At 72.5% G+C, this 13,033-nt stretch carries 10 protein-coding genes and 1 pseudogene; 9 read left to right on the forward strand and 2 right to left on the reverse strand.

Annotated features, from left to right (window positions below):
• Positions 1 to 460: HNH endonuclease signature motif containing protein (locus HMPREF3159_RS17940; RefSeq protein WP_246821615.1), on the forward strand; the 460-nt coding region annotated here is incomplete at its 5' end.
• Between the two features lies 1 nt (position 461).
• Here HMPREF3159_RS17940 and HMPREF3159_RS10955 read toward each other — a convergent pair.
• On the reverse strand, positions 462 to 3,860 hold the full coding sequence (locus HMPREF3159_RS10955; protein WP_083305920.1) for a phosphodiester glycosidase family protein: 3,399 nt from the start codon (positions 3,858 to 3,860) through the stop codon (positions 462 to 464).
• Positions 3,861 to 4,006: 146 nt separating this feature from the next.
• Positions 4,007 to 5,232 (reverse strand): annotated as a pseudogene (fdhA, locus tag HMPREF3159_RS10960) (formaldehyde dehydrogenase, glutathione-independent).
• 150 nt (positions 5,233 to 5,382) lie between these two features.
• Here fdhA and HMPREF3159_RS10965 point away from each other — a divergent pair.
• The 8 genes from HMPREF3159_RS10965 (at position 5,383) to HMPREF3159_RS11000 (ending at position 13,030) form a co-directional block, all read left to right on the forward strand.
• Complete coding sequence (locus HMPREF3159_RS10965) at positions 5,383 to 6,804, forward strand: protein adenylyltransferase SelO (protein ID WP_070501057.1); 1,422 nt, start codon at positions 5,383 to 5,385, stop codon at positions 6,802 to 6,804.
• Between the two features lie 89 nt (positions 6,805 to 6,893).
• Positions 6,894 to 7,448, forward strand: a complete 555-nt coding sequence (locus HMPREF3159_RS10970; RefSeq protein WP_070501058.1) for a type 1 glutamine amidotransferase domain-containing protein — start codon at positions 6,894 to 6,896, stop codon at positions 7,446 to 7,448.
• 10 nt (positions 7,449 to 7,458) lie between these two features.
• Positions 7,459 to 7,749, forward strand: coding sequence for a hypothetical protein (locus tag HMPREF3159_RS10975; RefSeq protein WP_070501059.1), 291 nt, complete (start codon positions 7,459 to 7,461; stop codon positions 7,747 to 7,749).
• 273 nt (positions 7,750 to 8,022) lie between these two features.
• Positions 8,023 to 8,685 carry an alpha/beta hydrolase gene (locus HMPREF3159_RS10980; RefSeq protein ID WP_070501060.1) on the forward strand — a complete coding sequence of 221 codons (663 nt, stop codon included), beginning with the start codon at positions 8,023 to 8,025 and terminating at the stop codon, positions 8,683 to 8,685.
• 184 nt (positions 8,686 to 8,869) lie between these two features.
• Positions 8,870 to 10,246: a hemolysin family protein gene (locus tag HMPREF3159_RS10985; protein WP_070501061.1), complete on the forward strand. Its 1,377-nt coding sequence runs from the start codon at positions 8,870 to 8,872 to the stop codon at positions 10,244 to 10,246.
• Positions 10,243 to 11,283, forward strand: coding sequence for a hemolysin family protein (locus tag HMPREF3159_RS10990; protein WP_070501062.1), 1,041 nt, complete (start codon positions 10,243 to 10,245; stop codon positions 11,281 to 11,283). Before HMPREF3159_RS10985 ends, HMPREF3159_RS10990 begins: the two co-directional genes overlap by 4 nt.
• A 22-nt stretch (positions 11,284 to 11,305) precedes the next feature.
• Positions 11,306 to 11,926, forward strand: a complete 621-nt coding sequence (locus HMPREF3159_RS10995) for a class I SAM-dependent methyltransferase (RefSeq protein WP_070501063.1) — start codon at positions 11,306 to 11,308, stop codon at positions 11,924 to 11,926.
• 186 nt (positions 11,927 to 12,112) lie between these two features.
• On the forward strand, positions 12,113 to 13,030 hold the full coding sequence (locus HMPREF3159_RS11000; RefSeq protein WP_070501064.1) for a pyruvate, water dikinase regulatory protein: 918 nt from the start codon (positions 12,113 to 12,115) through the stop codon (positions 13,028 to 13,030).
• The last annotated feature ends 3 nt before the right edge of the window (positions 13,031 to 13,033 follow it).

Consider the following 13,033-nt stretch of genomic DNA (forward strand, 5'->3'; position numbering starts at 1 on the left):
GGACGACCACATCCTCGAGTACGACCACGACCATCGCGACGAGGGCGGGCAGACCTCGCTCGCGAACCTGCACCGGCTCTGCTGGCGCCACCACCAGCTCAAGACCGCCGGGCTCCTCGACCCCACCCGCGTTCCCGACCCCACCCGCGAGCCCGACGACGCCCCCGGGCCCGTCACCACCGACTGGGAGATCGACGGCGGAATCCGTGCCCGCACCGTCGAACACACCGACCTCGTCACCCCGGTCACCGCCGAGGCACTCGAAGCCGCCTGGCGGATCCACCAGCGACTCCACGCCGACGCAGAGCGGCTCGCCGCCGCCGAGCGGGCCAGGCCACGACGAGAACGGGTCGACGAGCAGCGTCGTGAGGCGATGGCCATCGCCCACCCCCACCTGCGCAGCCGGCTCCGGGTCCCGGACCCCGACGCGATCGCCGCGCTCGGCGACCCGCCTTTCTAGCTCACCGGCCCTCGCCGGCGACCTTCACCGTCATCCGCGCCGTCTCGCCATTGACTGTGACGGTCACGGTCGCGGCGCCGCGGCGCAGCCCGGTCATCTCGCCGGTGCGCGGATCGACGCGGACGACGTCACGCCGGTCCGGCTGCTCGTCGCCCGCTCCGCCGGTCGCGACATGCACCCCGGTGCCACCCCACTGGGCGGTGACCGGCCACGCGACCGGCACCTCCCGGCCGTCCTGCGTGAGCGTCGCCGAGACCTCCCCGACCTCGCCCACCGCCAGCTGGTCCCGGCCCTCGACCGCGAGGGAGTCGACCCACGGGCGGGTCTCCGCCGCGAGCCAGTCGACCCTATCCTGCGTGGCGGGATTCCGGCCGACTACGCCCGAGGCCGGATCGATGCCCAGCATCGTCCAGCCCGTGAAGCCGCCCGTCGCCGGCGTGCCCGCCGGGGACTTGCCCGAGTTGCCGTTCACCAGCGTGGTCACGCCCTCGACCGCGGCGCCGTGGAACACGCCCGCATGAGCGTTCACCAGCGCGACGGACTTGCCCGTCGTGCGCCGGAACTCGGCGAGCTGCTCCTCGATCGCCCGGGCCTCCCGCTGATCGGACAGCTGGCTCGACTCGCTCGGCAGCGGATCGTCGGTCGGGTGGTGGAAGAACACGACCGCCCCGGTGAGCGCGTCGGACTCCGCCACCGCGCCCAGCTGCTCCTCGAGCATCTCGAGCTGGCCCAGGCCGTCCCCGGCGAGGGTGCCGGGGGCGCTGTTCATCGTGATGACCTTCGTCGCGCCGAGATCCTGCGCGGTCGACATCGGCCCGAACGCCTCCTCGAAGTTCGCGATGTCCCCGCCCATCACCTCGTGGTTGCCGGGCACGTAGACGTACGGGATGTCGCTCGTCCACTCCTCCTCGAGGATCCGCTGGGCGAGGGCGAAGTCCTCCGGCGAGGCCTCGTCGACCAGGTCGCCGTTGATGACCAGCAGGTCCGGGGACGCCTCCCGGATCTCCCGCAGGGTGCGGCGCGCGCCCTCGACGGCGTCCGAGTCCGCGGAGGCGGCCACGAACTGGGCATCGCTCATCACCGCGATCCGCTGCGGGCGGTCCGAGACGTCGCCGTTCGCCAGCAGCGCCGCGTCATGGATCCGCGGCTCCTCGGACAGCTCGGCCTGCGGGGTGGTGGTCGCGCGGAGGTTCGCGACGGTGATGTCGCCCGTGTACTGCGCCTCCGGGCGGGTCTCCATGATCCGCAGACGCTCGACGGTCAGCGGCTGCGGCAGCCCCACCGGCACCGTGAAGCGCACGCTCTGCCAGCCCTCGCCGTCCAGGTTCTCGCCATCGAGGTTCGTCACCGTGCCCTCGCCGTCGCGCACCTGCAGCCGGGGCCAGGCGCCGCTGCTGTCGGAGAGCACGTCCATCGTCAGCGCCTGCGTGGAGCCCTCCACCGTCACCGGCTCGTCCGCGACCAGGTAGTAGCCGCGGGTCGCCGAGGAGGTGGTGAAGTCGTAGGTCATGCGCACGCCGGGCGTCGGCTCCCCGTCCTCGCCGGCCGGCCCCTCGGCCGCCTCGAAGGAGCCGGTCGCCCGAGCCGCGTCGTCGCGGAAGGCGGAGAGGTCCGAGAAGTCGAGGACCTGTTGCTCCTCGGTGCCGTGGGTGAGCGCGACCGTGGTCTCCAGGCCCGCGGCGCGGAGGGTGAGCGTGCCGGTGGCGGCCTCGCCGGTCGCGCGCACGCCCCAGCTGCCGAGGCCGTGGTCGGTGACCTCGAAGCCGTCGGAGGCCGCGGCCTCCACGTCCGCCGTCTCGATCCGGGCCCGACGGCCGTCGGCGTCGTAACCGGTCAGGGCCACGGTGCGGGAGGTCTCGGCGTCCGGGAGGTTCAGCGAGCGCTCCGAGACCTGCAGGCCGACGGGCTCGCCGAGCACGCGCAGCTCCTGCCGTGCCTCATGGCCTGCGGCGGTGTACGTGACGGCGCCGCCGCCGGGACCTGTGCCGCGCACGACGGCGCCAGCCTGGTCGGACTGCTCGAGCTCCACCGCGCCCTCCGCGGTGAAGGCGCCGTCGACCATCACCGGGGAGAGGTCGGCGGCGAGACCGGTCGCCTCCAGAGAGCGCTGCAGGCCGGGGAAGACGGCGTCCTCGCCCTCGAGGGCGAGGGAGGTCTGCACGTCGGCGAGCTTCTCGGCCGGGGCGTCGGAGTAGAACACCAGCGCATTGGGCACCTCGCGCACGACCCCGTCCGACGGGCTGTTCCAGATCGCCTCGCTCTCGCTGCCGGCGGTGCGGGCGGCCAGCGCCGAGGAGCCGCCGCCGTCGAGGTTGACGGCGTTGTGCGCGCCCATGTCCTCGAGGATCTGCCCCATCTCTGGCAGGGTCATCCCCGTGGACGCGGTGCTGCGGCCGTCCAGGACCAGCACGAACATCTCGCTGCCGTCCCGGCTGACGCCCACGGCGGTGCGGGGATGGGAGGTCGTGACCAGGGAGTCCTCGCCCATGTCCGGCACCTCGCCGTCCTTGAGGATCTGGTGGCTGCCGGCGATGCCGAGGTCGACGTCCTGGTCGGGGCCGATCTCGATGTCGACCGCGTCGCCCACCTCGAGGTCCGCGACCATGCCGGCGCCGTCCTCCCGGCCCAGCAGCACCTGTCCGTCCTCGGGGATCTCCGGGTCGCCGGCGGTGTCCTGCACCTCCGTGACCTCGGTGACCGTGCCGTCGACGATGGTCGCCAGCGCGATCTCCTCGGCCATCGCGTCGGGCGCGCCGACGGGCCGGTCCAGGGTGTAGTCGCCCCACGCCGGGGTGTACACCCCGATCCCGTCCTCGGGCAGGGAGGGGGTGTTGATCCCCTCGAGCTCGTGGACGGCGCCGTCGGCCGTGGTCAGCTCGCCGGAGGCGGAGAGGGCCTGGATCGCGGCCTTCCCGTCGGCGAGCGTGAGCGCGGGCATCGCCTGGGAGGTGCCCATGCGCACACCGGCGGAGCTCATCGAGGTGCGCAGCGGCGCATCGGAGTGGTTGATGTCGAAGAAGGTGCCGTTGACCGCGGCGACGGCGCGGTCGCCGCGCTCGCCGGCGTGCATCACGTCGCTCAGCGGGGAGCGGCCCGTGACGGTGCCGTCGTCGGTGACGTCGATCGAGAGGGTCGACTCGGTGAGGTCGGCGGTGAGGACGCTGCCCTCTTTCCAGCCGCCCTCCTCGAGGCGGGAGAAGGTGGTGAGGTCCAGGCCCGGCGCGACGCGGTAGTCCTGGGAGTCGCGCAGCACCCCGCCCTCGGCGAGCTGCTCGTCGGTGACCTCCGCCGCGGCGGGAGCGGCCGGCCAGGTCGGGAGGACGGGGAGGAGGGCGAAGGCCGCGAGGAGCGTGAGCCAGCGGGTCTGCGTGAGGACGGGGGTGCGGGGCGCGGAGGGCATCGAGGATCCTGCTCGCTGGAGGGGAGGGCCTCGAGCACCATATGTGACCTGGGAGACACCTGGGTGGTGTCGGGATGAACGTCGGGTGACCTGACATCGGTGTGAGGACGGGCGGTCCTCACACCGATGTCAGGTGCCGTACCAGGTCAGACGGCCTGGACCTTCCCGGTCACGCCGTGCGGGTCGATGACGTACTTCTTGGCGACGCCGGAGTCGAACTCGGCGTAGCCCTTCGGTGCGTCGTCCAGCGAGATCGCGGTGGCGTTCACGGCGTCGGCGATCTGGACCCGGTCGTGGAGGATCGCCTCCATGAGCTGGCGGTGGTAGCGCATCACCGGGCACTGGCCGGTGGTGAAGCTCAGCGCCTTCGCCCAGCCGAGGCTGAGCCGCATCGAGAGCGAGCCGACCTTCGCGTCCTCGTCGACGCCGCCCGGATCGCCGGTGACGTACAGGCCCGGGATGCCGAGCGCACCGCCGGCGCGGGTGATGTCCATGAGGGTGTTCAGCACGGTCGCGGGCGCCTCCTTCGCGTCCTTGCCGTGCCCGCGGGCCTCGAAGCCCACGGCGTCCACGCCCGCGTCGACCTCCTCGCGGCCGAGGATCCGGGCGATGCCCTCGCGCGGGTCCTCCTTCGAGACGTCGATCGTCTCGCAGCCGAACTTCGCGGCGTTCGCGAGGCGGTCCGCGTTCATGTCGGCCATGATCACGACCGACGCGCCGAGCAGCCGCGCGCCCACGGCGGCGGCGGTGCCGACGGGGCCGGCGCCCGCGATGTACACGGACTTGCCCGGGCCGACGCCCGCGGAGACCGCGCCGTGGAAGCCGGTGGGGAAGATGTCCGAGAGCATGGTCAGGTCCAGGATCTTCTCCATGGCCTGGTCCTTGTCCGGGAACCTCAGCAGGTTCCAGTCGGCATAGGGGACCACCACGTACTCGGCCTGGCCGCCCACCCAGCCGCCCATGTCGACATAGCCGTAGGCGCTGCCGGGACGGTCCGGATTCACGTTCAGACAGATCTCGGTGCGGCCCGCCTTGCACATCTCGCAGCGGCCGCAGGAGATGTTGAAGGGGACCGAGACGAGGTCCCCCTCCTTGATGAACTCCACGCCCGGCCCGGTCTCGATGACCTCGCCGGTGATCTCGTGGCCGAGCACGAGCCCCTCGGGGGCGGTGGTGCGGCCGCGGACCATGTGCTGGTCCGAGCCGCAGATGTTGGTGGTGACGACCTTCAGGATCGCCGCGTGGGGGAGCTTGCGGCCGACATTCTCGGGGTTCACCCCGGGACCGTCCTTCAGCTCGAAGGTCGGGTAGTCGATGTCGACACGTCGACCTTCCCCGGGCCCTGGTAGGCGATCGCGCGGTTGCTGGACATGGAGGCCTCCTTGCCTTCACGCGGCCCGCCCTCGTGGGCCGACTCCTCGAAGCCTCCGGGACCACGTGTCGGGGAGTCAAGGGTGGGCCGGAAAGCGCTGGGAACAGCGGCAAGGCCCGACGGCGTAGCCTGGAGGGGAAGAGGTGAGCCGTGCCCGAGATCCACCAGAACTACGCCGCCGCGCTGCCCGAGCTCTCGACGCCGTGGCGGGCCGACGTCCCGCCGCGCCCCGAGCTCGTCTGGCTCGACCAGGAGCTGGCGCGCGAGCTGGGCCTGGATCCCGACTGGCTGCGGGGCGAGGACGGGATGGCGCTGCTGACCGGGCAGATCGAGGGCACCGTCGCGCAGGCCTACGCCGGCCACCAGTTCGGCACCGCGAACCCGCGGCTCGGCGACGGCCGGGCGGTGCTGCTGGGGGAGATCGTCGACGCCGAGGGCAGGATCCGGGACCTGCATCTGAAGGGGGCGGGCAGGACGCCCTTCGCGCGGGGCGGGGACGGGAAGGCGCCGCTCGGCCCGATGCTGCGCGAGGCCGTGATCGGCCGCTGGCTGCACGCCTGCGGCGTCCCCACCACGCGCGCCCTCGCCGTGCTCACCACCGGGGAGCGGATCGCGCCGCGCCAGGGCGTCACCGACGAGCCCGGGGCGCTGCTGGTGCGGGTTGCCGCGAGCCACCTGCGGGTGGGGACCGTCGAGTACTCCTCCTGGCACCTGGGGCCCGAGGTGACGGGGCGGCTCGTCGACCACGCGATCGCCCGGCACCACCCGTCGGCCGACGGGCCGCTGGGGCTGCTGCAGGCCGTGTCCGAGGCGCAGGCGGAGCTGGTGGCGCAGTGGATGCTGCTCGGCTTCGTGCACGGGGTGATGAACACCGACAACATGACGCTGTCCGGCGAGGGCATCGACTACGGGCCCTGCGCCGTGCTGGACGTGCACCGCCGCGGTGCCGCGTTCAGCTCGATCGACCGCGGCGGCCGCTACGCCTACGGCAACCAGCCCGGCATCGCGCTGTGGAACCTCTCCCGCTTCGCCGAGGCGCTGCTGCCGGTGATCGATGAGGAGCCGAATGCCGCGGTGGCCAGGGCGACGACGGTGCTCGAGGGGTTCGAGAGCAGGTATCTCGACGCGTACGCCGACGGGCTCGCGGCGAAGCTCGGCGTCCGCGGGGAGCGGGGCGAGGTGCGGGAGCTCGGGGAGGCGCTGTTCACCCTGCTCGAGGAGCAGCGGGTGGACCACACGGGGTTCTTCCGGGAGCTCGGCGAGGGGACGGCCGCGGGGCTGTTCGCGGAGCCGGCACCGTTCGAGGACTGGTCGCGGCGCTGGGAAGCGCTGCGGGGCGACGGGGAACCGGCCGACGAGGCCCGTGCGGCGATGTGCCGCGCGAACCCCCTGTACGTCCCCCGCAACGTCCACCTCGAGGCGGCGCTGCGGGCCGCGCACCTGGGGGACACGGCCCCGGTGCTGAGGATGCTCGACGCCGTGGGCTCGCCCTTCGAGCGGCGGGAGGGGCTCGAGGATCTCGAGGGGCCGGGCGACGGGGGCGATGCCTTCATGACCTTCTGCGGCACCTGAGGGGCACCCCCGAACGGTCGGTCGAGCGGGGGGCTCCGACTGCCCGGCGGTGCTAGCGTCGACGGTGTTCCCGATGGAAGGAGAGCCCCATGGCTGCCCTGAACGATCGACGCATCCTCGTGATGACCACCAACTTCGGCACCGAATCCGACGAGCTGACGAAGCCGATCGCCGCGCTGCGGGACGCGGGAGCGACCGTGACGGTCGCGGCGACGGAGCCCGGCGTCGTGAAGACGCTCGCCGGTGATCGGGACCCCGGCCCCGAGGTTCCGGTGGATACCACGTACGACCAGGTGAAGGCCTCCGACTTCGACGCCCTCGTGCTCCCCGGAGGCACCCTCAACGGCGACCAGCTGCGCGCCGACGAGACCGTCCAGCAGGTCACGCGGGCCTTCGCCGCGGACGCCAAGCCAGTCGCCGCGATCTGCCACGCCCCCTGGCTGCTCGTGGACGCCGGCCTCGCCGAGGGCCGCGACCTCACCTCGGTGCCCACGATCCGCGCCGATCTCGTCAACGCCGGCGCGAACTGGACCGATCAGGAGGTCGTCGTCGACGAGGCGGGTGGCTATCGCCTGATCACCTCGCGCACCCCTGATGATCTCGACGCCTTCAACGCCGCGATCATCGACGCGCTCACCGCCTAGGAGGAAGTCCATGACCGAGAGCTTCGATCCGATCGCCGCCGAGCCCGACGAGACGAGCATCGACGACGCCCTGGAGACGGACCGGGTCGTCGCCGAGGGGCGCGACTCCCGCAACGCTGATGGGTACGGCTTCGACGAGGACGTCGCGCGCGGAGCCGACGAGTCCGCCGCCGCCGAGCAGGGCAACCGCGACGAGGACCGCATGGAGGCCGACGTCGACGACGAGGAGCCGGGCCAGCTCGCCCGCGAGGACGGGGGACTGGACGAGATCCTCCCCGAGCAGGAACCGCCCCTGCCCTGACCTGCGGCGACGCCGTCCCCGTTTAATCCGTTGCTCGCGGGTGGCGACGGGCCTACGGTATGAGCACACAGGGAAGGAGGTGATCCGAGAAGTGATTTCTTATCGGACATGTGAGGTGGCTCGCCGCTGAGGCGACCGTTCATCCGGACGCGCAGCGAATACCACCGAGCTGCCGGGACCCCCGGGGGTCGGACCTCGTCCTTCCGACCAGCGCACCGCGCGACCTGGGGGTTCTTCCCTGCCCCGACGCCTGCGGGTCGATAGCCTCGTGCCATGACGACCTCGCCCCAGTACGGCCCCGTGGAGCTGATCTCCTCGCACCTCGACCAGAGCGCCGTGGTGCGCGGCGGTGCGCAGGACGCGCCGATCGTGCTGCTGATGCACGGGCTCGGCAGCGACGAGCGTGACCTCGCGAGCCTCGTGCCCTTCCTCCCGCCCGTCTTCGAGTACGTCTCCGTGCGCGGGATCTTCCGGTACGTGCAGGGCTTCGCCTGGTTCGACATGCCCGTGGCCCCGGACCGGCCCGAGGCGATCGAGACCTCCTCCGCGGCCGTCGAGGAGTGGATCGCCGCGCAGGACCGCCCCGTCGTCGGCGCGATCGGGTTCTCCCAGGGCGGTGCGGTCGCCCTCCAGCTCCTGCGCCGCGATCCGCATGCACTCCGGTTCGTCGTGAACCTCTCCGGCTTCCCGTTCCCCGCCGCGGTCCCGGGCGATGCCGCGCTCGCCGAGGTGCGTCCGCCCGCGCTGTGGGGCCACGGCGGGATGGACCCCCTCTACGATCCCGAGCGGGAGCAGGCGGTCCGCGAGTTCATGGGCGCGCACACCGCGCTCGAGGAGGAGCGCCGCCCGCAGCTCGGGCACGCGGTCGACGAGATCGAGCTGCGGGCCGTCGCCGCCTTCCTGCAGCGTCGGGCCGCCGACGCGGACGGGCGCTGAGCGCTCGCCCGCATTCCCTCCCGCCGCCCAGGGGGCGGGCTGTAGCATTCCTGCATTCCCCGCCGAGAGACGGCGGGGTTCCCCAGGAGCACCAGGAGATCATGAGCGCCGCCAGCGACGCCCCCAGTGACAGTCCCAGGCCTTCGGGCCTGCACTCATTCACTTCCCACGGGGGGATCCGTCCATGGATCTGATCGGTCCCCTCGCCTCGCTGGCGATCGGGCTCCTGCTCGTGCTGGCCTGCGGCGCCTTCGTCGCCGCGGAGTTCTCCCTGATCACGGTCAACCGCAATGACGTGGAGGCCGCGGCCGAGAGCGGCGACAAGCGCGCCGGCGGTGTCCTGCAGGGCATGAAGACCCTCTCCACGCAGCTCTCCGGAGCGCAGCTGGGCATCACGGTCACCAACCTCGCCATCGGCTTCCTCGCCGAGCCCGCGATCGCGGCCCTCGTCGGCCCGCCGCTCGTGGACGCCGGGCTCAGCGAGGTCGCGGCCCGCTCCGCGTCGGTCGCCCTCGCCCTGGTCCTCGCCACCGGCATGACCATGATCTTCGGCGAGCTGGTCCCCAAGAACATGGCGATCGCGCAGCCGCTGCGCACCGCGAAGCTGGTCGTCGGCTTCCAACGCCTGTTCAGCACGATCTTCGGCCTCCCGATCCGCCTGTTCAACGGCAACGCGAACGCGGTGGTGCGGGCGCTCGGCGTCGAGCCGCAGGAGGAGCTGAGCTCCGCCCGCAGCGCCGACGAGCTGTCCGTCCTGGTCAAGCGCTCGGCCGACGAGGGCGCCCTCGCCGAGGAGACCGCCTCGCTGGTGCAGCGCACCCTCGCCTTCGGCGACCGCCGCGCGCACGACGCGATGGTGCCCCGCGGCCGGGTCGACTCCCTGGAGGTCGACCAGACCGTCGCCGACCTGCTGGAGCTCGCCCGCGAGACCGGGCACTCCCGCTTCCCCGTGCAGGACGACGAGAACGAGATCGCGGGCGTCGCTCACATCCGCCACGGCCTCGCCGTCCCCTTCGACGAGCGGCCCACCACGAGGGTGGACGCCGTGATGGGACCTGCGACCTTCGTGCCCGACACGGTGCCGCTGGACGACCTGATGGACACCCTCCGCGCCGGCGGCCTGCAGATGGCCGTCGTCGTCGACGAGTTCGGCGACCACGCCGGCCTCATCACGCTCGAGGATCTCGTCGAGGAGATCGTCGGCGAGGTCCGCGACGAGCACGACGAGGAGATGGACGACACCCCCGAGCCCGACGGCTCCTGGGATCTCGATGCGCGGATGCGCCCCGACGAGGCGACCGAGCGGCTCGGCGTCACCGTGCCCGAGCACGAGGACTACGACACCCTCGCAGGCCTGGTCACGATGGAGCTCGGCCGTCTGGCCGAGGTCGGCGACGAGATCGTCGTGGACACCGACCCGGCGCCCGGCGAGGAGCCGGCACGCCTGCGGATCGTCGTCGCCGAGATCGACGGGATGCGGATCGAGACCGTGCACGTGATCGTCGAGGCGGCGCCCGACGAGACGGATGTGCGGGCCGAGGACGAGGAGGTGGCCCGATGAGCGACTACGTCGGCCTGCTGGCCACCCTCGTCCTGCTGCTCCTGAACGCCTTCTTCGTCGGCGCGGAGTTCGCGCTGATCTCCGCGAGGCGCTCCGTCATCGAGCCGAAGGCGCTCGAGGGGAACTGGGCCGCGAAGGTGACGATCTCCGCGATGGAGCAGGTCTCCCTCATGATGGCGGGCGCCCAGATGGGCATCACCGTCTGCTCCCTCGCGCTCGGCGCGATCAGCGAGCCCGCGATCGCGCACCTGCTCGAGGGTCCCTTCGAGGCGATCGGCGTGCCGGGCGCGCTGACCCACCCGATCAGCTTCGTGATCGCGCTGTCCCTGGTCACCTACCTCCACGTCGTCTTCGGCGAGATGGTGCCCAAGAACATCGCGCTCGCCGGCCCCGAGCGGATGGCGCTGATCCTGGCGCCGGTGCTGATGGGCATCGTCACCGTGCTGCGGCCGCTGCTGTGGCTGCTGAACTCCATCGGCAACCTCGTGCTGCGGATGATGGGCATCGAGCCGAAGGACGAGGTCACCAGCGCCTTCACCCGCAACGAGGTCGCGGCGATGGTGAGCGAGTCCCGCGAGGGCGGACTGCTCGAGGACAACGACGAGGCGCTGCTGCTGGGCGCCCTGCGCTTCGAGGCCCGCTCGGTCGCGAACCTGGTCATCCCGCTCGAGAAGGTCTCGACCCTGCCCGAGGGCGCCACCGCCGCCCAGGCGGAGGCCGCGGCCGTCGAGGGCTACTCCCGCTTCCCCGTGAAGGCGGCCGACGGGCGCCTGACCGGCTACGTCCACATCAAGGACCTGCTCGACGCCGTCCAGGCCACGCGCGACGCGCCGATCCCCGCGGAGCGGATCCGGGCGCTGCCCCGGATCGGCGGCGACCAGCCGCTGCGCGACGCGCTCGCCGAGATGCAGGGCTCCGGCGCGCACCTCGGTGCGGCGACCGGTCCCGGCGGCGAGGTGATCGGCGTGGTCACCCTCGAGGACATGCTCGAGGAGCTCGTGGGCCAGATCCGGGACGACTCGCGCGCGTACGCCTGAGGACGGGCCCGACAATGGGGTCATGACGACCCCCGCCATCGGCCCTGACGAGAACCTGTGGACGGCCGCGGTGCGGCGCAATCCTGAGCACGCGGCCGGCTACGCCGCACGCTGGAAGCGCCTCGCCGCGGCCGGACAGGACCTGGACGGCGAGGCGCGGCTGGTCGACGCCATGGCGCGGCGCGGCTCGCGGATCCTCGATGCCGGGTGCGGCACGGGGCGGGTCGGCGGGTATCTGGCGCGGGCCGGGCACCTCGTCGTCGGCGTCGACCTCGATCCGCACCTGATCGAGGTGGCGCGCGCCGAGCAGCCGGATGGGCGCTGGGAGGTGGGGAACCTCGCCGCACTGGATCTGAGGGACGACGACGGCAATCCGACGCTGTTCGACCTCGCGGTGTGCGCCGGGAACGTGCTGACCTTCCTCGCGGGGGCGGAGCGCCGGCCGGCGCTCACGGCGCTGGCCGCGCATCTCGCGCCGGAAGGTCGCCTGGTGGTCGGGTTCGGGCTCGACCGCGGCTACGCGATCGAGGACTTCACGGCCGACGCCGCCGCGGCCGGACTCGAGCTCGCCCAGCGCTTCTCCACCTGGGACCTCCGCCCCGCCGCGGACGACTTCCTGGTGGGGGTGCTCGAGAGGGTCTGACCACCGGGGACGGTCGTGCACGATCACGCTCGTGTGCGCGCTCACCTCGGCGATCTCGCGCAGCGAGGAGGTGAGCCGCGCCACCTTCGTGGTCGGGAGCACGCGGCGACGGCGCTCGCGGTTACGGTGGCCCCAGCACACCGACGTGTCCCCGGCCCCGGCCGGGCCCACCGCAAGGGGCGCCGAATGAACGCATCGCTTCCGATCCCCCCGCCGCTGCCCGCCGCGGCGCGGACCGCCTCCGCGAGCCCCCGCCCGCGCCCCGCCGCGGAGCGTCCCACCGCCGATGCGGTCCCCGTCTTCTTCATCTCCGACTCCACCGGCATCAGCGCCGAGACCATGGGCAACGCGCTGCTGCTGCAGTTCCCGTCGGTCCCCTTCGAACGTCGGCTGATCCCCTTCCTCCGCACCGTCGAGGAGGCTCGGGAGGTGCGCGAGGACCTCGACGCGGCGATGGACGGCGAGATCGCGCCGCTGGTGTTCCTCACCGTCGTCGACGAGTCGGTGCGCCAGGAGCTGCTGCGCACCCGTGCACCCGTGATCGACTTCGTCAGCGGCCACCTCGCCCAGCTCGAGGCGCGGCTCGGCGTCACCGGCGACCACGCCCCCGCCCGGCTCCACGGTGTCGGCGACTCCCGCCGCTACAACCGCCGCATGCAGGCGGTCGAGTTCGCGATCGAGCACGACGACGGGCAGTCCGTGCGCGCGATCGAGAAGGCCGACGTCATCCTCATCGCGCCGTCCCGCTGCGGGAAGACCCCCACCTCGATGTACCTCGCGCTGATGCACGGGATCTTCGTGGCGAACTACCCGCTGGTGGACGAGGACCTCGCCGGCGAGGTTCTGCCCGGCTCGATCTCCTCCGTCGCGGACCGCTGCTTCGGCCTGCTGACCTCGCCGGAGCGGCTGACCGCCGTGCGCTCCGAGCGCCGCGCCTCCTCCCGCTACGCCTCCCTCGAGCAGACCCGCTGGGAGCTGTCGAGAGCCCGCCGCGTGTACGACACGCACGGCATCGACTTCGTCGACTCCTCCAGCAAGTCGGTCGAGGAGATGTCCACCCTGATCCTCCAGTCCCTGGCTCGCCGCGGCACCACCGCCCGGTGAGCG

Origin of the sequence: Brachybacterium sp. HMSC06H03, from assembly GCF_001807385.1 — a bacterium.
Lineage (GTDB): Bacteria > Actinomycetota > Actinomycetes > Actinomycetales > Dermabacteraceae > Brachybacterium > Brachybacterium conglomeratum.